Genomic DNA, 20,855 nt, shown 5'->3' with positions numbered 1-20,855 from the left:
GAACAAGTTTTAATTTCAAATATAAGACCTCCTATTGGATTTTATTGGGTTATTACAATGGTTAAATAATATATATTTGTGCTTTGTTTATCCAAAAAAACTATGCTGTACGTATTAATCTCTGTTATTTGTTCTGTAATCGTTTCCGTAATTATTAAAATAGCCAGACAACGTTCTGTAAATTATTTGCAATTACTAGTTTGGAATTATCCTATAGCACTTATTTTAACTTATTATGTTTTGGCTCCAAAGCTTATAGTCTGGCGGGATGATTTAGCTTGGGGGTTGTACTTGCCATTAGGCTTTTTATTACCGGTCATTTTTATCTGCATTGCAATGTCTATTAGGTACTGTGGAATAGTCAAGACAGAAGTATCACAGCGTCTCTCACTTTTTATTCCCTTAATTGCAGCCTTTCTATGGATGAATGAGGTAATAGTTCCTATGAAACTCATCGGAATCGCAATTGGTTTAATGGCTATAGTTTTTTCAATTAGTTGGAATAAATCTGAGGAGAAAGGGGATAGAAGGTTTTGGATTTTTCCTTTATCCGTATTTTTTGGTATGGGAATAATTGATGTGCTTTTTAAACAGGTTGCTCAACTAGAGGATATATCCTATATGACATCACTATGGATTGTTTTCGTGCTCTCTGCTGGTTTTGCATTCGTGATCCTTATTTACCTTATTTTAGTTAAAAAGCAACAATTTGATAAATTCTCTGTGGTATATGGGGCTGTATTAGGAGTGTTTAATTTCGCCAATATCGTGTTTTACATGAAAGCCCATAGGTCCTTACCTGATAGTCCTTCTTTGGTCTTTACGGGAATGAACATTGGTGTAATAGTTTTGGGTGCCTTGGTTGGTGTGTTTTTATTTAAGGAGAAACTTAGTAATTACAATAAAATAGGGGTAATTTTAGCTATAATTTCAGTGTTATTAATTGCTTTTCTGTGAGTTCATTGGAAGATACTTATAAAACCATTGACAGCTATTGCCAGGGAATATTTAGGGATAAGGGAAGTAAATTCATTGCACATGTTTTTCCTTTTCAAGATGAAATGGAATTAAAAGAGATCATTTTCGACCTTAAGTTGCAACATCCCAAGGCGAGACACTTTTGTTGGGCTTATCGCTTGACAACGGATCGTAATGTCTACAGAGTAAATGATGATGGCGAGCCTTCGGGTACAGCAGGGAAGCCCATTTTGAATAGCTTATTATCTTCGGATTTGACAAATACGTTGATTGTGGTTGTAAGATACTTTGGAGGAACACTTCTAGGAGTACCAGGATTAATTAATGCTTATAAAATGGCAAGTTTAGAGGCAATTAAACAAGCTGAGATTATAGAATGCACTGTAAATGATATTTACCAAGTAAATTTTGACTATATTCAAATGAACGATATTATGCGAATTGTAAAAGAAAATAATATTAAAATAGTTAGTCAAAGTTTTGATACGAATTGTATAATCAGACTAGAAATCCGTAAGTTACAGGTAGAGCAGGTCATAAAAAGGCTGAAAAAGATATTAGGGGTAAGCTTAAATTATATACAAACTAAATGATAAACGATTCTGAATTGATTATAAATGCAGACGGTAGCATTTACCATTTAAATTTACTTCCAACGGATATTGCAGATACTATTATTCTTGTAGGAGATCCAGATCGTGTCCCAGAGGTCTCTAAGTACTTTGATACTATTGAAATAAAAAAAGGAAGAAGAGAATTTGTCACGCATACTGGAACCATAAGAGAAAAGAAATTAACCGTCATTTCCACAGGTATTGGAACAGATAATATCGATATTGTGATGAATGAATTGGACGCTCTTGTGAACATTGATTTTGCGACTAAGACACTAAAACAAGATATAAGGTCCTTGGACATTATTCGAATTGGAACCTCAGGATCTATCCAGGGTAATATTGTAATAGGGACAATTTTAGCCAGTGATTTTGCAATTGGTTTTGATACATTGATGCAATATTATCTAAAATCATATTCAAAACAAGAATTAGATATTCAAGAAGCAGTAGTAACTTTTTTCAAAGACCTAACATTCAGGCCTTATGTTGGTCATGCCTCTCAAAAAATGTTAGATAAATTCGCTTTTGATCTTCCAAAAGGAATGACAATGACTGCTCCAGGTTTTTATGGCCCTCAGGGAAGAACATTACGGACAAAAAATGTTTACCCGAACTTAATAAATCATGCAAATCAATTTGTGGTTTATGAAAGACAAATAACAAATTTGGAAATGGAAACTGCCGGAATATATGCCTTAAGTAATATGCTAGGACATCATGCTATATCCATTAATGCAATATTAGCAAGCAGGGTGGTTGAATCGTTTAGTCATAACCCTAAAGAAATTGTGGATCAAGCGATCCGGCTAGTTTTGGATAGAATTTAAAAATTGGCAAAAATAGATATGTTATCGTGATCTGTCGGACACAATAAACAAGAACCGCTTTTATTCAAAAATAAAACAGAAGGTTTTAGCGACGAAATTATGTTCCTATTGTTCCCTTTCTAGAGGAATCAAATCGAAGTAATATGAACAATAAAATAGTAAATGACCATAATGAAGACCCTCCATAGCTAATAAAGGGTAATGGGATTCCAATTACAGGTACAATTCCAATGGTCATACCTATATTGATAAAAAAGTGAAAGAATAGGATAGAAGCAACCCCATAAGCATATATCCTTGCAAAAGCTGTTCTTTGCCTTTCTGCAATATTAATCAACCTGATTAACAAGATTAGATAAATAGTAATTAAAACAACCGACCCTACAAATCCCCATTCTTCTCCAATAGTACAGAAAATAAAATCAGTACTCTGTTCAGGTACAAAATTGTATTTTGTTTGTGTTCCTTGTAAATAACCTTTTCCGAATAATTGTCCTGAACCAATTGCGATTTTTGATTGATTTAAATTGTATCCCTGGCCTTTTGGATCATCCATTTTGCCCAAAATAATATCGATCCTGTTCCTTTGATGTGATTGAAGTATGTTTTCATAGGCAAAATCAACACATAAAACATAAATGGAAGATATGAATAAAAGAACAAGCATATTAATCACATTCTTTCTTTTCTTTCGCATCATATAAGCAAAGAAACCGCATATCAAAGTGATTAGAGAAATGATTATCCACTGGTTAACGAGTAAAGCTAAAACAAATAAAAAAATAGCTAACGCGCCGATAATTAAAACACTCGTACTCAGATAGCCTTCTCTGTAAAAAACAAAAGTTAAAGCAAAAAAAGCTAAGGCAGACCCTGTATCCGGTTGTAACATGACTAATGCAACCGGGAATAAAACAAGTAGAATTCCAATAAAAAGGGTCTTTGGGTTTGGATTTTTATTGCTTTGATTACTTAAGTAATAGGCTAATAATAAACATGTGGCCAATTTGCCAAATTCAGAAGGTTGAAGTCTAAAACTACCTATTGCAATCCAAGCTTGGTTTCCTCCTACATTCCTTCCAATTATCAATACAACAACCAACAGTAGGATGACTACAATATAAATTATCGGAGCAGATGAAATAAAGAATCGTGAATCGATAATTAAAATCGAAAATCCGATTATGAGTGCCGTGAAGATGTAAATGGATTGTTTACCATAATTCGTCGCTAAATTAAATAAACCAGGGTTATCTGGATCATAAACTGCAGCATGAATATTAAACCATCCAATTAAACACAACGTAAACCATAGTCCAATTGTAGCCCAGTCAATCCTACCAAAGAAACTTTTGTTTTGTATATTATTCATTACTTCTTTTTACCTGACTATGATGAACCACCACAAAGGATTCGTTTTGATTGACTTTTGATTGATTCCTTGTAGATCTGTTTTGTCTCGTATTTGTTTTCGGGGCTATACTATCCTTTTTGTTTTTTTCTTCTATTTTAACCTTTTTTGATATTGGAAGTAAATTTCCGTTGAATATCCTGTCTTGGATATACTTAGGGAGAGTTATCGAATCAGTAAGGTATTTTTCGACAAGCATACTCGCCATGGGTGCAGCCCATGTTCCTCCATAACCCGCATTCTCGACAAAAACAGCGATTGCAATTTTTGGATTATGCCTTGGAGCAAAGGCAAAGAAAACAGCATGATTCTGACCGTGAGGATTTTGAACGGTACCTGTTTTTCCACACATTTCTATGCCAGCAATTCTAGAGGCTGCCCCAGTCCCTCCTTGATTTACCGCCTGACTCATGCCTTCGATTACCGGCTCATAATATTTAGCATCGACACCGGCAAATATCTTTTCTGTAAATTCCTCTTTAACAATCTGCTTCTCACCAATCCCTTTAATTAGATGTGGTCGATAATAATAACCTCTATTGGCAACTATCGACATGACATTGGCCATTTGCAGAGGAGTGATACCTAATTCACCCTGACCTATCGAAAGGGATATATTAAAACCTGACCTCCAAGATGCACTTCCATAACGTTTGGTATAGAAATCAGAAGTAGGGACTAATCCAGGCCTCTCACCGGGTAAATCAATTCCTAAGGTATGACCCAAACCGAATTTGCCTAATGATTCTCTCCAAAGATCATAGGCTTTTGGACCGCTCATCCCCCTTGAATCGATCATCTTTGCATACACATAACCGTAATAGGTATTGCAGGACATTTTGATTGATTTCACCAAACTTGTCGCTCCATCAACATGGGTGCAACGCATTACAGCTCGCCCTCGACCATATCTATAGCCTCCAGGACAATAGAAAACTGTTTGATCATCAATAACTCCGGCTTGTTGGGCTGTTAATGCTGATACCACCTTAAAAATGGAACCAGGAGGGTAAGAGGCCTGAATGGGTCTGTTAAATAATGGCTTTGTCTTATCGTTCAATAACTCCATGTAATTATTTCCTAGATTTCGGCCCACCATTAAATTTGGATCATAGGAAGGACTACTTACAATAGTTAAAATCTCTCCTGATGATGGTTCGATGGCAACGATTGAACCTAATTTGTTCTTCATCATTTTTTCAGCCAGAATTTGTAAATCTAGATCTAAGGAGGATACCAAGCCATCTCCTGTTACAGCAACAGTATCATATTTACCCTCCATAAACCTCCCTTGAGGTCGATTTAATGCGTCAACCATTTGATTCTTTACACCACGTTTGCCGCGTAATAAATCTTCATATGCTCGCTCAACACCACTTGCACCAATATAATCTCCAGGTCTGTAAAACCCATTTGACTTTTCTATATCCTTGTCATTCACTTCCTGAATATAACCAAGGAATTGGCTTGCAATGCTATCTGGATAATTCCTTACTGTTCTATTTTGCGTATAAAAACCTCGAAATTTATAAAGATGTTCCTGTAATTTGGCATAAATCGAGGAGGAAATTTGTTTCATAAAAGGGGATGCTCTAAAGGGAGAATGTGCTTTAGCTTTTTGCATTCTTTTATTAAAATCTTCCTTGTCAATTCCAATCAATTTACAAAGTAATAAAGTGTCTAGGTCTTTCACTTCTCTTGGAGTTACCAATAAGTCATATACGGGTTCATTTTGGACGATAACTTTACCATTTCTGTCTAAAATAACACCTCGGGCAGGATAAACTATAACTTTTCGCATCACATTGTTATTCGCCGAAAGCAAATAACTATCATCGATTATCTGGATATAGAATAGTCGAGATACAATAATAATTGCTATTGCAATAAAAATTCCTTGGATGACAAACTTACGGTTGAAGTAACTATTATTCATGAGTATAAGGTCATAGTTTTTTAATTACTTAATAGTCGAGATTTCCTTTTATACCCCAATAAGCTGATTAGCATGATTAATAAGATAGTAAAAATACTGCTTAACAATATACTGAGCAAGGTACTTAAGTAATTTGAGAAACTAAAGTATTCAACATGTAATAAAACAATGTGATGAATAAGGGTTCCTATGGAAATATAGGATATAAACCATTTAGCTCCCATATTACCTAAGGAAGGTGTATCAAAAGAGTTTTGCGCATCAACATCCAATGTAATTTTATGAAAAAATATTCTGAACCAAGCTAGTGCAACGCAAGCCGCAGCATGAACTCCAATTGAGTCATAAAAGGCATCAACGGTTAATCCAGTAGCAAAAGCCAGAACAAAAAGTATAAAGTTCGGAGTGCTAATAGGGTATAAAAGAATGATAAGGATGTACGGGAAAGGAGAAGCTAAGTTGTAATATCCAATGTTTTTGAATAAAACAGCCTGTAAAGCGATTAGGGTTACAAATCGTATAACATTAAAAATTAGAATTTTACTCATTATTATCCTCTGTAATGGCTTCTAAATTATTTTTTTCATCTTCTAATAGATCTTTCACGACATAAACATGGTTAATTGTGCTGAAGTTTGTGTTCAATTTTATTCGGACGTCTAAGAAGCTTTCACCTGATGTTAAGCCAGTTTCCACCACCTGTCCAACTTCAATTTTCTTTGGAAACAATGAGAAACCAGAGGTGTATACTTTTTGGCCTTTCATTATTTTTACATGATTTGGTATATCTCTTACCAGTGCGAATCTGGGATCTACATTGTCTCCCCAAACTAAAGACCCAAATACATTCAGGGTATCTAAGGTTACAGAGATTCGGGTATCAGGATGTAACAATGACTGAATTGTACTAAAATGATCAGAAACATTTAATACGATACCAACAACACCATTGGATGTGATGACTCCTAGGCCTTTTTCTATTCCGTCCTTAACACCTTTATTTATTGTTAAAAAGTTGCTTTTTTGGTGGGTACTATTATTGACCACTTCAGCCATGGTGAAAATGTATCTATTGGTTTCTAAAGAGTCGTCAAGGTGCAGGGAATCTAAAGTATCTGTTAGAATAAGATTTTGTAACTTCTCTCTAAGTTGGGCATTCTCTTGGGCTAAATTTTTATTAGTTTCATCCAGAGCAAGATAACTTTTCCAGGAATTTAGATTGTCGTAAAATGAACCAACAAGTACATTGGATGAGTTAATATAGGCAGATCGCTGGAATCGGTTATTTTGAACAACCAAAAACAGGGAGATAGTAAAAAATAGAATAAACCAAAAGAAGGCATTGTATCTTACTAAGAAAAGCCATAGGTTTTTCATTATTTTTCTCCTTTAATAGCTGCGCGATATAACATCATAGAATATTATATCGCGCACTGAACATTATCATTGATTAAATTTATTTATTGCATTAGGAACTTAAATCGTCCTATGTTCTTTAAAGCAATACCTGTTCCACGCACCACCGCGCGCAATGGGTCTTCAGCAACATGTACAGGTAATTTTGTTTTAGCCTGAATTCTTTTATCTAAACCTCTTAACAAGGCACCACCACCAGTTAAATAAATGCCAGTTTGATAGATATCAGCCGATAGTTCGGGAGGAGTGATTTCCAAGGCTTTCAAAATTGCTTCTTCAATTTTTGAAATTGATTTATCCAAACAATGTGCAATTTCGGTATATGAAACAGTGATCTGCTTTGGAATACCGGTCATTAAATCGCGACCTTGTACGGCGAAATCTAATGGAGGGTCTGTTAATTCGGGTAAAGCTGCACCAACTTCAATTTTTATTTTTTCAGCTGTACGATCACCTATCATAATGTTGTGTTGACGTCTGATATATTGAACAATATCTGAGTCGAAATTATCTCCAGCAACGCGGATAGATTGATCACATACAATTCCTGATAATGCAATAACTGCAATCTCGGTGGTACCTCCACCTATGTCAATAATCATATTTCCGACAGGCTCTTCTACATCAATACCAATTCCAACAGCAGCTGCCATTGGTTCATGGATCAAGTACACTTCTTTAGCACCTGCTATTTCAGCAGAATCACGTACAGCGCGCTTTTCTACTTCTGTAATTCCAGATGGTATGCAAACGACCATTCTTAAAGAAGGAAAGAACCAGCTTTTACCTTTGTTAATCAGTTTTACCATTCCACGGATGAGATGTTCAGCAGCTGTGAAATCTGCAATAACACCATCTCTTAATGGTCTCACTGTTCTTATATTATCGTGCGTTTTTCCCTCCATTTGCATCGCTTGTCGTCCAATTGCGATAACCTTATTTGTTGTGCGATCAAATGCTACGATCGAGGGTTCATCAACCACTACTTTATCATTGTGAATGATCAGGGTGTTAGCTGTGCCCAAGTCTATTGCAACTTCTTGCGTAAACCAATTAAAAAGCCCCATTTAGTTGTCTGAGTAAAGTATATATTTTAAATGCAAACCTAATGAAAAAAAATGGTTTTTATGTAAACCCATGTGCATAAAAATGATCTTTTAATTGATGCATTTTATTTTTTTTTCATCCGTATTGCGAACGTATTTAGTTTCGCTTTATTGTATTGAAACACCAATATAATAATTGAAAGTATCCACTTTAATGGATTCTTTGGTGAGACCATCGAATCTCATCATCTTAAATCCTGTATTTGGTTTAATTAAAACTCTTTTACCACTCTTATCAAAAATATGAACAGGCATATCAAAGTTTTTTACTTCCGAAATCCAGCGCACCATAAATACTCCTGGTTTATTTTCTATGATCTCTAAAGTGGGTATGCTGGTTTTTTGTACATACTGACTAAATATTCGGGACATATCGAACCCAACATGTAATGTCATATAATCTACAATATCCTTATAGCTAACCGTTTTTAAATGAAATTCTTCATTTAACCCTCTCAGAATTTTTCTCCATTTATCATCATCATCAATTATTGTTCTAATCATATTATGTAGAACACCTCCTTTGTTATACATGTCACCTGAGCCTTCCTTGTTAACATTGTAGGGGCCTTGTAAAGGTTTGTCATTTTGTATTCCTCTGCGATTTCCATTAATATAGGCTTGGCTGGCCTGTTTACCGTAAAAATAATTAATGAACAACGCTTCTGAATAATTTGTAAAACTCTCATGAATCCACATGTCACCCAAATCTTTTGCTGTAATGTTGTTGCCAAACCACTCGTGGCCGGATTCGTGAACTACAATAAAATCCCACTTAAGGCCCCAGCCTGTTCTCGAACCATCATGGCCCAAATACCCATTTTCAAACTGATTACCATATGCAATTGCGCTTTGATGTTCCATTCCTAAATGCGCTGTTTCTACAAGTTTATATCCATCTTCATAAAACGGGTATGGACCAAACCAATGTTCAAAAGCTTCTAAGGTTTGGTTAGCATTCTTTTTTAAGAAATCAATTTTAGAAGAATTTTCTTTTAGAACATAATAATCAACTGATAACGGCCCGTTTTCACCTGGGTATGTCTCACTGAAATGAGCATAATCTCCTATATTTAACGCAACATTATAATTGTTAATGGGATTACGGACCTTCCAATGATATTTGGTATAGCCTTTACCAATATTTTCTTTTTTTATTAGTTTCCCGTTAGAGACATTCATCACCTGACTTGGCACAGCAACGGAAATCATCATGCTGTCAGGTTCGTCAGATTGATGGTCCTTGTTTGGCCACCAAACACTTGCTCCCAATCCTTGGCATGCAGTTGCAATCCATGGTTTCCCTTTGCTATCCTTCTTCCAGTCAAACCCCCCGTCCCATGGTGCACGAGTTGCTTGCACTGGATTACCTGAGTAATGTACAGTGAATGAATCAGTTTTCCCTACCTCTAAATATTCAGGGAAATTAACAAATACTGCATTGAACTCTCTCTTGAATTTAAGGGACTTTCCTTTGTATTCAATTTTATCAATCGAGAGATTGTCAAACAAATCAAATTGTAACCGGTTAAAACGATCGATAACTTTAAACTTGAATTGATTGCTTCCAGAAATAAATTTATTCTCTATATCTACTTTTATATCCAAATGATAATATTGTACATCATAGCAGGAACGCAAAGGAGTAAGTTCACCCCTAAGCGAGTCAGCTCTACCATATATTGTTTTAGTAGTCATTAATTGTCCATTGCTGACTTGGATAAAAATACTCAATAACATTCCTAATAAAATGGATCTCATTATTTTCTTCTATTAAATTTTAAATGGATTGCTTAATTATTGATTAGTTTTTGTTTCTTTTCTAGTTTTAAAATATTTCTCTATTTGTTCTAAATTAAATGCATTTAAGCATTTTTCCTTAGTTAGACCGCCTTTCCTTGCTACAAATATTCCATATTCCATGTCCAGAAAGCCTTCTTTTCTGTGTGCATCGGGGTTTATCGATAACAGAACACCTTTTTCTAAAGCATACTGATGCCATCTCCAATCCAAATCTAGACGTAGCGGATTTGCATTAACTTCTATAGCAACTTGATTTGTTGCACAGGCGTCAATAACTTTTTTAAAGTCTATTGGATAACCTTTTCTGGATAATAATAATCGACCTGTTGGATGTCCTAAAATCGTAGTATAGGGGTTTTCTATTGCCTTAATTATTCTCTGGGTTGCTTTTTGTTCATCCATCTTCAAATTACTGTGTATAGATGCAACTACAAAGTCGAACTTGGCTAAAATATCGTCTGAATAATCTAATGAACCATCTGACAATATATCAGATTCAATTCCTTTAAATATTTTAAACGGAGCTAATTCTTTATTTAAGAGGTTAATTTCCTCCCACTGCGACTCCAATTGGTCAACGCTAAGCCCTCTAGCATAGACTGCAGTTTTGGAATGATCACAAATTCCTAAATAGTTCAATCCCAAGTCTTGCTTACAATATATTGCCATTTCCTTCAAGGTATGAACACCATCGCTGTAAGTAGAGTGGTTATGTAAGGATCCGATTAAATCCCGATATTCAATTAAGGTTGGTAATTTATTCAGTTTTGCTAATTGAATTTCGTTGTTGCCTTCCCTGAGTTCTGGTTCAATAAAATCTAAATCTAAAGATGAATAAATTTCCGATTCTGAATTGCTTAAAATTATTTCTCCTATTTTATTTAATTCATTTATGTGTGAAGAAGATCCTGTGCTAATCAAAAGATCTTTAGCAAAATTGATTGGAGAACTAGAAAGGATTTCAAAAGGAATTCCATTACTGTCTCTAAAACGAATCTTATCCGCTTGTTGGTTTATGTCCAACTCGTAAGCTAAAGATTGCACTGCTTTCAAAAGGATTTCATTATTTACATCAACAATGAGTTCTACTTTTTGTAACACTTCAAGTTTCCTCCTAAAGTCACCGGTGAAGCTAACTCGTCCCTGCGGAAGATATTCTTCCAACTGCTGTTTTATTTCAGTTGCGGATTGTGAAACCTTTGCAAACAGAAACCAACCTTGACTAGCTATTGAGAACTCAATTGCTTTTTTTATTTCAATTTGTGTTTTTAATCCAAAACCTTTGGCTAACACAAGTCTGTTTTCATTACAAGCATAGTATAATTCCCCAATAGATTCAATTTCTAACTCTTTCCAAATGATCAGTATTTTTTTTGGTCCCAAACCCTTTATTTTGAGCATTTCTAGTACTCCTTCAGGCGTTTTCGCTAAATACTCCTCAAGTTCGATAAACGTGCCTGAACTCACAATTTGCTTAACCTTTTGTGCTGTGCTTTTACCAATAAGAGGTTGTTCACTTAATTCTTCTATACTTGCTTGACTCGCTGAGAAAGGTAATTTATCAATTCTAAATGAGGCATTTGTCATAGCTTTGATGCGGAATGGATTTTCGTTATGTAATTCCATAAGTTGCGCGCACAATTTAAATACTTTGGCTATGTCTTTATTCTCCATGTTCTGTTCTTTTTGTTGGTTATCAAAAATACAAATCAGTATTTAGATATGAATCATTCGATCTGAGATTTCTCAGCGCTGCTTAATTTAGGTCAATAAAAAATATAATAATCACACAATTGATAAAAGGCATCATTGTTAATGATACACAAAATGGATTTCTTTTAAGCTATAAATTGGAACCTAGGATAATTGTTGGGATGGTGAGCTATTCAAGGATTCCTCATTAACCAAATTTTGTTGATTGAGAGTATATCGCAAATAAAGATAAATTCTTTTTTTTAAATGAAAGATTCAACTTTAACGAGTTGTTCTTTTATTAATTGAAGGTTTAACCCATACTTGCGTTTTTGTGGAAAAAAGGTAAAATAGTAGATAACACCCCCTTTTTCTGTAAAATTGTCATTCTTTGATATCTTCAGGACCATTCAATGTGGGTTCTGCTCGGTGATATTTATGTATGATCAGCCTTATGCCAGAATTTTTTGTAAGAAACTTTACAGACCAATTTACAAAGGTTACCATCCTATTTCTAAATCCAAAAATAGAAATCAAATGGACAAACATCCAAGTTAACCAAGCAATAAAACCCTTTAAATGAAGGTTCCCCATGTCCACGACTGCTCGATTGCGACCGACCGTTGCCATTGAACCTTTATCAAAATATTTAAAATTCTCAATTTCTTTCCCTTCATTTAGTTGATTTAAAATATGACGAGCTACATATTTTCCCTGTTGCTGGGCCACAGGTGCCACCCCAGGTAATCCCCTGGGATTATCTGCTGTTATCATTGCAGAAACATCACCAATTGCGAAAAGGGCATTTGAACCCTCAATCCGACATTGTTCATCAATCCGGATTCGGTTACCTCTTTCAATTACTTGTTTATTAATACCTTCAGGCATTTGCCCCATTACTCCAGCACCCCATATAACTGTTTTGGTAGGTATTTTTTCACCTGAAGAGAGGGTCACTGTATTTCCATCATAATCCGTAACTACAGTATTTAAAATTGTTTTAACTCCTAATTCTTCAAGATAGCGTTCTGCGTCACGAGATGATTTTTCAGACAAGGCCCCTAAAATTTTACTAGTTCCTTCTACTAAGAAAACTTTCATTTCGTAAGGTGAAAGTTCAGGATAGTCTATCATCAACATATGTTTTTGGTACTCTGCAATTGCACCAGAAAGCTCAACACCAGTGGGACCACCACCAACTATAACGAAGTTTAAATATCGTTCTCGGTCTGACGTGTTTTTACGAAGCACAGCTTCCTCAAGATTTTGTAGAGTATAACTTCGAATATTTAATGCCTCAACGATATTTTTCATTGGTAAAGCATATTTTTCAACCTCTTTATTCCCAAAAAAATTTGAAGTAGCACCTGTTGCAATAACGAGATAATCATAATCATAATCTGCAACAGATGTATGTACAATCTTGGCTTCCGTATCAATACTTAAAACGTCTGCCAATCTAAAGCGAAAATTATTCTGGTTTTTAAACATCTTTCGCAAGGGGAAGGAAATAGAATCCGATGCTAATGTGCCAGTTGCAACTTGATACATTAATGGTTGAAAAGTATGGTAATTGTTTCGATCAATTAATAATACTTCAACTTCCTTGTTTTTCAATTGACGAGCAACTTCAACTCCACCGAATCCTGCACCAATTACAATAACTCTAGGAAAGCTTCTTTCAGAACGATTTAGTAACATATGCTATCTTGTTATAAGATTTTAAAATATGATACAAATATCCGACATTTTCTATCAGTATTCGTAATATATTTGCGTTATTTTTAGTTTAATTGAAATTTTTACACTTAATTGTTGTTCTATTTACCTTGTATTCAGGTGTTTGTTTACAGGGTTCTAAGTGTAAAAAGTACACTATTGTATTTGTTTAAAGTAAACTACCTTTTATTTTTATTGTTAATCCATCATTCGAATTATTTAATCGAATTTGGCAAGCAAGTCTGCTTTGTTCATCTGCATCTGGTAAAGTATCCAGCATATCTAGTTCCTGATCTTGAGCTTCTGTAAGAAATTCACCGCCAGAGACAATTCTCACATGGCATGTTGCACATAATGCCATGCCTCCACAAGTTGCCAAGATATCATATTCTGAAGCTCTCAAAATTTCCATTAAACTTAAATTAACATCAGTAGGAACTATAATTTCTCGTTTAGTTCCATCTCTATCTTCAATATTTATAGTGATAAGATCTTCCATACTTTAAAATGTATTGATGCCGTTAACAGTTGTGTACTTAAAACTTAATTTTTGCTCAGGATATACAAATTTAAAAGCGCTTTGAGCCATTAATGCCGCTTCATGATAGCCACAAAGAATAAGTTTTAGTTTACCGGGATACGTATTAATATCCCCAATGGCGTAAACTCTTTCAATATTTGTTGAATAATCATGAGTATTAACCTCTATTGCATTTTTGTCAATTGTTAACCCCCAATTTGCAATTGGACCTAATTTTGGACTCAATCCATACAAGGGAATAAAATGATCAACATTTATTTGAACTTCTTCCTTATTTTTATTAATCAAAAGAATACTTTGCAAATGTCCATTTCCCCTTAATTCGTTGAGATTATGGGACAACAATAAGTTTATTTTGCCCCTTTTGGCTAAATTGAATATCTTCTCGGCTGAATCCGGAGTACCTCTGAAATTATCGTTTCGATGAACTAATGTAATTTCTTTTGCAATATCGCTAAGAAAGATAGTCCAGTCTAATGCGGAATCACCTCCACCGGCGATCAAGATGCGTTTATTTCGGAATTTCTCGGGATTGCGTACCATATAGTGCACATTTTCATTTTCAAATTTTTCTAAATTTTCAATTTCCGGTTTCCTGGGTTCAAAACATCCTAATCCACCTGCAATTACAACTACTTTACAATGTATACGTGTTCCTAATGAACCTTTAACGATGAATGACCCATCATTTTGTTTATTTAACTCTTCTACACGCTCTCCCAGGGAAAAAGTAGGCTTGAATGGAGCAATTTGTTCCATTTGATTATCTATTAATTGTTGTGCATTTATGCTAGGGTATCCAGGTATATCATAAATTGGCTTATGCGGATATATTTCAGATAACTGCCCACCAATTTGGGGTAAAGCGTCTATTAAATGACATCTCATTTTTAATAACCCGGTCTCAAATACCGCGAATAAACCAACTGGCCCTGCTCCAATAATACATATGTCTGTTGAAATCATCATTCAGTTGTTTTTAAATTATTATAAATTGTATTTAATATTCTTGTAAAATTCTGGAAATCTTCATCACTTAAGTTTTCCCATGCTTGCATTCTAAATTTTGTCACAAGCGGAGATAATGTATCTACCTGATTTACACCGGATTGCGTGAGTTGTACTTGCAGACTCCTACGATCTGAGAGATGTTGAATACGTGTGACATGTCCCTTTTTTATTAATATATCTATAATTCTAGTCAAGGTAGGTTGGTCTTTACCACATTTTTCTGCTAATTGTTTATGAGTTAAATTTTGATGTTCTTTCAGGGTTTTGATTACAGCCCATTGATCTACTGTAAGGTCAATTCCATTGTGTGAGAAGGACGTTTGGGCAAACTGTTTAACCCTCCTTGCTGTTCGATCGAGAACAAACGAATACCTATCGAATTTTTCTTTTAGCATAACAATTATTAGTGTGACAAGTAAATTTAAAGAAGTTTAAATGAAAAATCAATTATTTACCAAAATAAAGTGATTGAATAAAAAAAGCTAACCGTCTTAATTGGTTAGCTTTTTCTATTTATCCATAAATCCACTTAAATTTATACTCTAATTCGGGGATCTTGAGTCTGTCAGCTAATTTTGTTAATCGATCGGGAAGTTTCATTAAGTAGTCTCGGGCCTTTTCACCCTTATCATTTAGACCGCTTACTTTGTCGATTTGCCAATCGGCAATTAATTCTTTTAATATATCTACATAGTCCAACGCCGTATATATTCCTAAACGCTGTGCCGCATTAGAAAAGTGATCAAAAGCGCCACCCTGAGGTTCGCCTGATTCTCTTAAAAAATGAGCAGGCATTACAATTTTCTTACGCATCATATCTTCAAAGGCTAACATAACCTCAGTTGGGTCGACAGCCATAGCATGAGAAATAAAAGACATATATGCCTTAGCGTGTCTTGCTTCATCTGAGGCAATCACTCCGCACATTTTTGCCAATAATTTATCACCGCTTTTTTTTGATAATCCTGCAACGCGTCTATGCGAAACATTGGTTGCTAATTCCTGAAACGAAGTGTAGATAAAGTTCCGGTACGGGTCTGCACCAGTTCCAATTTCAAAACCATCTTGTATGAGATACTGTGTTGAAATCTCAAATTGCTTCATATCAATACGTCCAGAGAGATATAAATATTTGTTCAGCAAGTCTCCATGCCGATTCTCTTCTGCTGTCCATGCGCGCACCCATTTCATCCATCCACCTTGTTCACTTTTGTTCACTTCCTCGACCATAGTTAACCATGATTCGTAAGTAGGTAGAGCTTCTTCGGTGACTGTATCACCTATCAAAACAGCGAGAAGGTCATATGGTAATTCTTTTGCACTTTCTTGTAAATCTCTTACCTCATCGAAAAAGGTGCTTCTAGAGGAATCCGGCAAGAAATCTGCTGGCTGCCACATTTCTTCTGCAGGTTTAAGATATTCAGACATTTCATTCAACATGAATGGTTCTAAATAGGTCATAACCTCTTTTCGAGAGCCTTCTGGTATATTTAAAGGTAGTTCTTGCATAATTAGAACAAAGATAATTAAACTTAATTTAAAAGGTTTAATATTTTTTTAGAACAGCGGATATCTTAACATAATTTATGTTCTTGTTATGTAACCGCGAATAACTTAATTTGCTTTGATTTTTACATCCAAATCACTTATTTATACCCGAATTGTTTTTATTATATATTAACTTTGTAAAACTTATACATAAAGTCTCAGAAATTGAATACAATTGATATAGATAAAATAAGAAAGGTTTTTCCAATCTTAAAACGTAAAGTGAATGGTCAACCATTGATCTATTTAGATAATGGTGCTACGACTCAAAAACCCCAAACGGTAATCGATTCGATCGTTTATTACTATTCGGAAATGAATAGCAATGTTCACCGTGGAGTTCATTATTTGAGTCAAATCTCAACTGATGCATTTGAAGTCACCCGTAAAAAAATACAAGAGTTCATTCATGCCAAAGAAGATTACGAAATAATCATTACAAAAGGTACAACAGACGGTATCAATCTTATTTCAAGTTGTTATGGAGAGGCATTCGTTTCAACAGGTGATGAGATAATTATTTCTGCAATGGAACATCATTCAAACATAGTTCCTTGGCAAATGTTATGTGAGGCCAAGGGTGCAATGTTGAAAATAATTCCAATGAACACTCACGGAGAACTAGACATGGAAAGGTACAGGGAACTACTTGGACCAAGGACAAAAATGGTTTCTGTGAACTACGTTTCTAATGCTTTGGGTACAATTAATCCTGTAAAGGAAATTATTGAATTAGCACACCAGCATGACGTTCCTGTATTAATTGATGCAGCACAAGCAATTCAACATATTAAAATCGATGTACAGGAATTAGATGTCGATTTTTTAGTTTTTTCTGGTCATAAAATGTATGGTCCGACTGGAATAGGAGTGTTATATGGCAAGGAAAAGTGGTTGAATAAAATTCCTCCGTACCAGGGTGGGGGAGACATGATAAAAGACGTGACTTTTGAGAAAACAACCTACAACGAATTACCGTTTAAGTTTGAAGCTGGAACTCCTAATATTGAAGCCGGAATTACTTTGAATGCTGCGATAGATTTTATAAACGAAATTGGTATAGAAAATATTAAAAAATATGAGGATGAGTTGCTAGAGTATGCGACTAGAAAACTTTCTGAAGTGGAAGGGATTCGTTTCATAGGCACTGCTAAAGAAAAATCATCCGTAATCTCTTTTATAGTAGAGGGAACTCATCCCTATGATATTGGTGTGCTTTTGGATAAGTTAGGAATAGCGGTTCGGACCGGTCACCACTGTGCTCAACCAGTTATGGAACAATTTGGGATTCCTGGTACCATTCGTGCAAGCTTAGCTGTATACAATACAAAAGAAGAAATTGACACCTTAGTTGCTGGAGTAAAACGAGCGGTGGCAATGTTGGTATAATAATTAGGATATGACAATAAATGAAATACAAGACGAATTAATTGAAGATTTTGCTTTTTATCAGGATTGGATGGAGAAATATGAATTTATTATCCAAATCGGCAAAGAATTACCTTTAATTGATAAGTCAAATAAATTAGATCAATTCATTATCAAAGGATGCCAATCGAAAGTTTGGCTATACCCTGAACTAAAAGAAGGAAAATTATTTTTTACAGCGGATAGCGATGCTGTGATTACAAAAGGATTAGTGAGCTTAATGGTGAAAGTTTTATCAGGTCATACTCCAAAACAAATAGCCGATGCAGATTTGTATTTTATAGAGCAAATTGGACTAAAGGAACACCTTTCTCCAACTCGCGCAAATGGATTGCTTTCCATGGTAAAACAAATGAAATTATATGCGATAGCACTCCAGGCTAGAAATTCTTAATACTCCACGAATGTGAGAGCGAACTAAAATGAGAGAAATAGGTCTTTCCTCCAACTAAAATGGTTGTGTTACACCTTAATAGTTGATGATATAATTTTCTTACCAAAAAATATTTCTGCTTTTTTATCAAATTCGCTAGCGTCATCTGTTGTGAAAAACTGAATATTTCCATTTTTAGCACATTTCTGTTCGACTTCAGGATGTCGGTTTAAATAATCTACCAAACTTTTTGCAACCAATTGACCCTGAGATATAATCGTCATGCCTTCAGGTACAAATTTCTCAATTATAGGAAGCAATAATGGATAGTGAGTACATGCTAAAAGTATTGCATCGATATCATTTGATTTTGATAACAATTCATATATGTCTTGTTGCACAAAAAAATGTGCTCCGTCACTTCGCAATTCATTGTTTTCTACAAGTGGGACCCAAAAAGGGCAAGCATGTTGAAAAACTTCAATGTCTGGAAAAAATTTGTTTATTTCTATAACATAAGATTGTGAAGCAACTGTCCCTTGAGTGGCAAGGATGCCTATCTTATTTTTTTTAGTGTACTGGTTAATAATTTCAGAGGTAGGACGGATGACACCAAGCACCTTTTTTCCTTCAGGTAGATCATTCTGTTGAATTGTTCTTAATGCTTTGGCTGAAGCTGTATTGCAAGCCAAAATAACTAAATTGCATCCTAAATCGAATAATTTGAAAACGCACTCTTTTGTAAATTCATAAACAGTTTCAAATGAGCGTGTACCATACGGTACGCGGGCGTTATCCCCCAAATAAATGTAATCATATTGGGGTAAGTGCTTTAAAATTTCTTTAAAGACTGTCAATCCTCCATATCCTGAATCGAAAATTCCGATCGGTCCAATGTGTTGATTTTCTATCATAAAGCAAATATAGCAAGAAGGTTGACCACCTTATTGCTATATTTATAAGATGTACCTTTACTTAAGCAAAGATGGTTTTTCTTTGTAAATTTTCCACATTAATTCTCCAAATAGTGTATTTGTCCAGGCGAACCAATGACGCGTAAATTTCTTTGGATCATCCTTATGGAATGATTCATGCATAAAACCCGTGTCCCCATGTGTTCGTTTCAATGTTTGTATACATTCACGAATTTCTTGATCATCATTTGAGGTAAAGGCACGCATGATGATAGACATTGGCCAAATCATATCTCTGCCAATATGGGGCCCACCAATACCTTCAGCAAATTTACCTTTGAAGAAGAAGGGATTGTTTGGGGAAAGAATGTAAGCTCTAGTTCTCTGGTAAACTTCGTCATTGATGTCAACAGCACCTAAATAAGGTAATGCAAGCAAACTCGGTACATTTGCATCGTCCATCATTAAATAACTGCCAAATCCATCAACCTCAAAGGCGTAAACTCTTCCAAAGTTTGGGTGATCAATTATTCCATATTTTTTTACTGCAGCATCCACCTCATTTGCTAATGTCTCCATTTTTTCTGCCAAAACTATGTTTTTCTTAACTTTCCTCAAGATTTCAGCGGACTGCCTTAAACTTGTTATCGCAAATAAATTGGATGGAATTAGAAAACCAAATATACTGCTATCGTCTGATGGGCGGAAACTAGAAACAATTAATCCAACTGGTTTTACAGGGTATCCATATCCATCTACTTGAAGTGTATCAGATCCTCTAGATGTTGTTCTCTCAAATTTATAAGGGCCTAAATTTTCTTTACGCTGTTGCTCAATAAAAGTTTGGAGGGTTTTTTCTTGCGCTTTGACCCAAATTTCATCAAAAGGAGTAGTATCTCCGGTTTCTTTCCAATATCGATAAGCTAAACGAATAGGATAACAAAGAGAGTCAATTTCCCATTTTCGTTCGTGCATCCCAGGCTTCATATTAGTATGGTCTGTAAACCATTCTCCTTTTTTGTTCGGATCACTGTAAAATGCATTGGCGTACGGATCAATATTAATACATTCAGATTGTTTATTAATTAAACCCAAAATTAGATTTTGAAGATCCTTCTCTTTTCTGATAAAGGGAATATAAGGCCATACTTGTGCACTACTGTCCCGAAGCCACATTGCATCTATATCACCAGTGATGACGTACGTGAGATGTCGACTACCTTTTGTTTGGTCATATATGGTTGTGTCTAAGGTGTTCGGTAAGCAATTACCAAACATCCAGCCCAGTTCTTTATCGGCAACATTTTTCTGAAACTCTTTAATTGTATCTTCTACCAATTTACTGGTAAAATGACGATCTTTTTCAGCAACCCGGACAATCGGGAAATTTGATTGATTGCTGGCAAATGAAAATTTGTTAGCAAGTATTCCTGCTCCTACTAGAGCTGAGTTTTGAATAAAGGTTCTACGCTTCATATCTTAATTTCAATGGTTATTAAACTTATTATTTCAAGCAATATACAAATTTGTGTTGG

The 20,855-nt window shown here is 35.0% G+C and carries 19 protein-coding genes; 5 read left to right on the top strand and 14 right to left on the bottom strand.

Features of this window, described 5'->3' with window-relative positions; translation table 11 throughout:
* Positions 1 to 102: 102 nt before the first annotated feature.
* The 3 genes from AC6CHH_RS08955 to AC6CHH_RS08945 are packed head-to-tail and all read left to right on the top strand — an operon-like array spanning position 103 to position 2,422.
* Positions 103 to 957 carry an EamA family transporter gene (locus AC6CHH_RS08955; RefSeq protein WP_498281952.1) on the top strand — a complete coding sequence of 285 codons (855 nt, stop codon included), beginning with the start codon at positions 103 to 105 and terminating at the stop codon, positions 955 to 957.
* Entirely contained in the window at positions 954 to 1,571 is a 618-nt protein-coding gene (locus AC6CHH_RS08950; RefSeq protein ID WP_498281950.1) for an IMPACT family protein, read from the top strand. The genes AC6CHH_RS08955 and AC6CHH_RS08950 overlap by 4 nt, the downstream gene beginning before the upstream one ends.
* Entirely contained in the window at positions 1,568 to 2,422 is an 855-nt protein-coding gene (locus tag AC6CHH_RS08945) for a nucleoside phosphorylase (RefSeq protein WP_498281948.1), read from the top strand. The genes AC6CHH_RS08950 and AC6CHH_RS08945 overlap by 4 nt, the downstream gene beginning before the upstream one ends.
* 97 nt (positions 2,423 to 2,519) lie before the next feature.
* Here the strand turns inward: AC6CHH_RS08945 and rodA are convergent, their stop codons facing one another.
* The 12 genes from rodA to AC6CHH_RS08885 form a co-directional block, all read right to left on the bottom strand.
* Positions 2,520 to 3,794: a rod shape-determining protein RodA gene (gene rodA / locus AC6CHH_RS08940; protein ID WP_498281946.1), complete on the bottom strand. Its 1,275-nt coding sequence runs from the start codon at positions 3,792 to 3,794 to the stop codon at positions 2,520 to 2,522.
* Positions 3,787 to 5,769, bottom strand: a complete 1,983-nt coding sequence (mrdA, locus tag AC6CHH_RS08935) for a penicillin-binding protein 2 (protein ID WP_498281944.1) — start codon at positions 5,767 to 5,769, stop codon at positions 3,787 to 3,789. Before mrdA ends, rodA begins: the two co-directional genes overlap by 8 nt.
* A gap of 20 nt (positions 5,770 to 5,789) precedes the next feature.
* Positions 5,790 to 6,317, bottom strand: a complete 528-nt coding sequence (locus AC6CHH_RS08930; protein WP_498281942.1) for a rod shape-determining protein MreD — start codon at positions 6,315 to 6,317, stop codon at positions 5,790 to 5,792.
* Positions 6,310 to 7,146, bottom strand: coding sequence for a rod shape-determining protein MreC (gene mreC / locus AC6CHH_RS08925; protein WP_498281940.1), 837 nt, complete (start codon positions 7,144 to 7,146; stop codon positions 6,310 to 6,312). The genes AC6CHH_RS08930 and mreC overlap by 8 nt, the downstream gene beginning before the upstream one ends.
* An 83-nt stretch (positions 7,147 to 7,229) precedes the next feature.
* Positions 7,230 to 8,252 carry a rod shape-determining protein gene (locus AC6CHH_RS08920; RefSeq protein WP_498281938.1) on the bottom strand — a complete coding sequence of 341 codons (1,023 nt, stop codon included), beginning with the start codon at positions 8,250 to 8,252 and terminating at the stop codon, positions 7,230 to 7,232.
* 147 nt (positions 8,253 to 8,399) lie between these two features.
* Entirely contained in the window at positions 8,400 to 10,052 is a 1,653-nt protein-coding gene (locus tag AC6CHH_RS08915; RefSeq protein WP_498281936.1) for a M1 family metallopeptidase, read from the bottom strand.
* A gap of 36 nt (positions 10,053 to 10,088) precedes the next feature.
* The gene (locus tag AC6CHH_RS08910) at positions 10,089 to 11,768 is read right to left on the bottom strand and encodes a helix-hairpin-helix domain-containing protein (protein ID WP_498281934.1); all 1,680 of its coding nucleotides are present in this window, start codon (positions 11,766 to 11,768) and stop codon (positions 10,089 to 10,091) included.
* A gap of 402 nt (positions 11,769 to 12,170) precedes the next feature.
* Positions 12,171 to 13,487, bottom strand: a complete 1,317-nt coding sequence (locus AC6CHH_RS08905; RefSeq protein ID WP_498281932.1) for an NAD(P)/FAD-dependent oxidoreductase — start codon at positions 13,485 to 13,487, stop codon at positions 12,171 to 12,173.
* Between the two features lie 187 nt (positions 13,488 to 13,674).
* Positions 13,675 to 14,004, bottom strand: a complete 330-nt coding sequence (locus AC6CHH_RS08900) for a 2Fe-2S iron-sulfur cluster-binding protein (protein WP_498281930.1) — start codon at positions 14,002 to 14,004, stop codon at positions 13,675 to 13,677.
* 3 nt (positions 14,005 to 14,007) lie between these two features.
* The gene (locus tag AC6CHH_RS08895) at positions 14,008 to 15,012 is read right to left on the bottom strand and encodes an NAD(P)/FAD-dependent oxidoreductase (protein ID WP_498281958.1); all 1,005 of its coding nucleotides are present in this window, start codon (positions 15,010 to 15,012) and stop codon (positions 14,008 to 14,010) included.
* Positions 15,012 to 15,452: a MarR family winged helix-turn-helix transcriptional regulator gene (locus AC6CHH_RS08890; protein WP_498281928.1), complete on the bottom strand. Its 441-nt coding sequence runs from the start codon at positions 15,450 to 15,452 to the stop codon at positions 15,012 to 15,014. Before AC6CHH_RS08890 ends, AC6CHH_RS08895 begins: the two co-directional genes overlap by 1 nt.
* 118 nt (positions 15,453 to 15,570) lie before the next feature.
* Positions 15,571 to 16,566, bottom strand: a complete 996-nt coding sequence (locus AC6CHH_RS08885; RefSeq protein WP_498281926.1) for an acyl-ACP desaturase — start codon at positions 16,564 to 16,566, stop codon at positions 15,571 to 15,573.
* 204 nt (positions 16,567 to 16,770) lie between these two features.
* On the opposite strand from AC6CHH_RS08885, the gene AC6CHH_RS08880 reads away from it, so the two are divergent.
* Positions 16,771 to 17,994 (top strand): aminotransferase class V-fold PLP-dependent enzyme, encoded by a 1,224-nt coding sequence (locus AC6CHH_RS08880; protein ID WP_498281924.1) that lies wholly within the window; start codon positions 16,771 to 16,773, stop codon positions 17,992 to 17,994.
* 10 nt (positions 17,995 to 18,004) lie between these two features.
* Positions 18,005 to 18,427 carry a SufE family protein gene (locus tag AC6CHH_RS08875; protein ID WP_498281922.1) on the top strand — a complete coding sequence of 141 codons (423 nt, stop codon included), beginning with the start codon at positions 18,005 to 18,007 and terminating at the stop codon, positions 18,425 to 18,427.
* A gap of 68 nt (positions 18,428 to 18,495) precedes the next feature.
* On the opposite strand, the gene murI is transcribed toward AC6CHH_RS08875, so the two are convergent.
* Together murI and AC6CHH_RS08865 are read right to left on the bottom strand one after the other, a co-directional pair.
* Positions 18,496 to 19,320, bottom strand: a complete 825-nt coding sequence (gene murI / locus AC6CHH_RS08870) for a glutamate racemase (protein WP_498281920.1) — start codon at positions 19,318 to 19,320, stop codon at positions 18,496 to 18,498.
* Between the two features lie 57 nt (positions 19,321 to 19,377).
* Positions 19,378 to 20,796 carry a glycoside hydrolase family 125 protein gene (locus AC6CHH_RS08865; RefSeq protein ID WP_498281918.1) on the bottom strand — a complete coding sequence of 473 codons (1,419 nt, stop codon included), beginning with the start codon at positions 20,794 to 20,796 and terminating at the stop codon, positions 19,378 to 19,380.
* Positions 20,797 to 20,855 lie beyond the last annotated feature (59 nt).

Source organism: Sphingobacterium sp. GQ94, from assembly GCF_059758715.1.
Note: the sequence above shows the minus strand (reverse complement) of the source record. Positions and strands in the feature narration are given on the sequence as shown.

What these genes read in the sequence shown, in the direction of transcription:
- AC6CHH_RS08955 (WP_498281952.1), top strand. Translation starts at nt 103, where the DNA reads ATGCTGTACGTATTAATCTCTGTTATTTGTTCTGTAATCGTTTCCGTA.
- AC6CHH_RS08945 (WP_498281948.1), top strand. Translation starts at nt 1,568, where the DNA reads ATGATAAACGATTCTGAATTGATTATAAATGCAGACGGTAGCATTTAC.
- rodA (WP_498281946.1), bottom strand. Translation starts at nt 3,794, where the DNA reads ATGAATAATATACAAAACAAAAGTTTCTTTGGTAGGATTGACTGGGCT.
- mrdA (WP_498281944.1), bottom strand. Translation starts at nt 5,769, where the DNA reads ATGAATAATAGTTACTTCAACCGTAAGTTTGTCATCCAAGGAATTTTT.
- AC6CHH_RS08930 (WP_498281942.1), bottom strand. Translation starts at nt 6,317, where the DNA reads ATGAGTAAAATTCTAATTTTTAATGTTATACGATTTGTAACCCTAATC.
- mreC (WP_498281940.1), bottom strand. Translation starts at nt 7,146, where the DNA reads ATGAAAAACCTATGGCTTTTCTTAGTAAGATACAATGCCTTCTTTTGG.
- AC6CHH_RS08920 (WP_498281938.1), bottom strand. Translation starts at nt 8,252, where the DNA reads ATGGGGCTTTTTAATTGGTTTACGCAAGAAGTTGCAATAGACTTGGGC.
- AC6CHH_RS08915 (WP_498281936.1), bottom strand. Translation starts at nt 10,052, where the DNA reads ATGAGATCCATTTTATTAGGAATGTTATTGAGTATTTTTATCCAAGTC.
- AC6CHH_RS08910 (WP_498281934.1), bottom strand. Translation starts at nt 11,768, where the DNA reads ATGGAGAATAAAGACATAGCCAAAGTATTTAAATTGTGCGCGCAACTT.
- AC6CHH_RS08905 (WP_498281932.1), bottom strand. Translation starts at nt 13,487, where the DNA reads ATGTTACTAAATCGTTCTGAAAGAAGCTTTCCTAGAGTTATTGTAATT.
- AC6CHH_RS08900 (WP_498281930.1), bottom strand. Translation starts at nt 14,004, where the DNA reads ATGGAAGATCTTATCACTATAAATATTGAAGATAGAGATGGAACTAAA.
- AC6CHH_RS08895 (WP_498281958.1), bottom strand. Translation starts at nt 15,012, where the DNA reads ATGATTTCAACAGACATATGTATTATTGGAGCAGGGCCAGTTGGTTTA.
- AC6CHH_RS08890 (WP_498281928.1), bottom strand. Translation starts at nt 15,452, where the DNA reads ATGCTAAAAGAAAAATTCGATAGGTATTCGTTTGTTCTCGATCGAACA.
- AC6CHH_RS08885 (WP_498281926.1), bottom strand. Translation starts at nt 16,566, where the DNA reads ATGCAAGAACTACCTTTAAATATACCAGAAGGCTCTCGAAAAGAGGTT.
- AC6CHH_RS08875 (WP_498281922.1), top strand. Translation starts at nt 18,005, where the DNA reads ATGACAATAAATGAAATACAAGACGAATTAATTGAAGATTTTGCTTTT.
- murI (WP_498281920.1), bottom strand. Translation starts at nt 19,320, where the DNA reads ATGATAGAAAATCAACACATTGGACCGATCGGAATTTTCGATTCAGGA.
- AC6CHH_RS08865 (WP_498281918.1), bottom strand. Translation starts at nt 20,796, where the DNA reads ATGAAGCGTAGAACCTTTATTCAAAACTCAGCTCTAGTAGGAGCAGGA.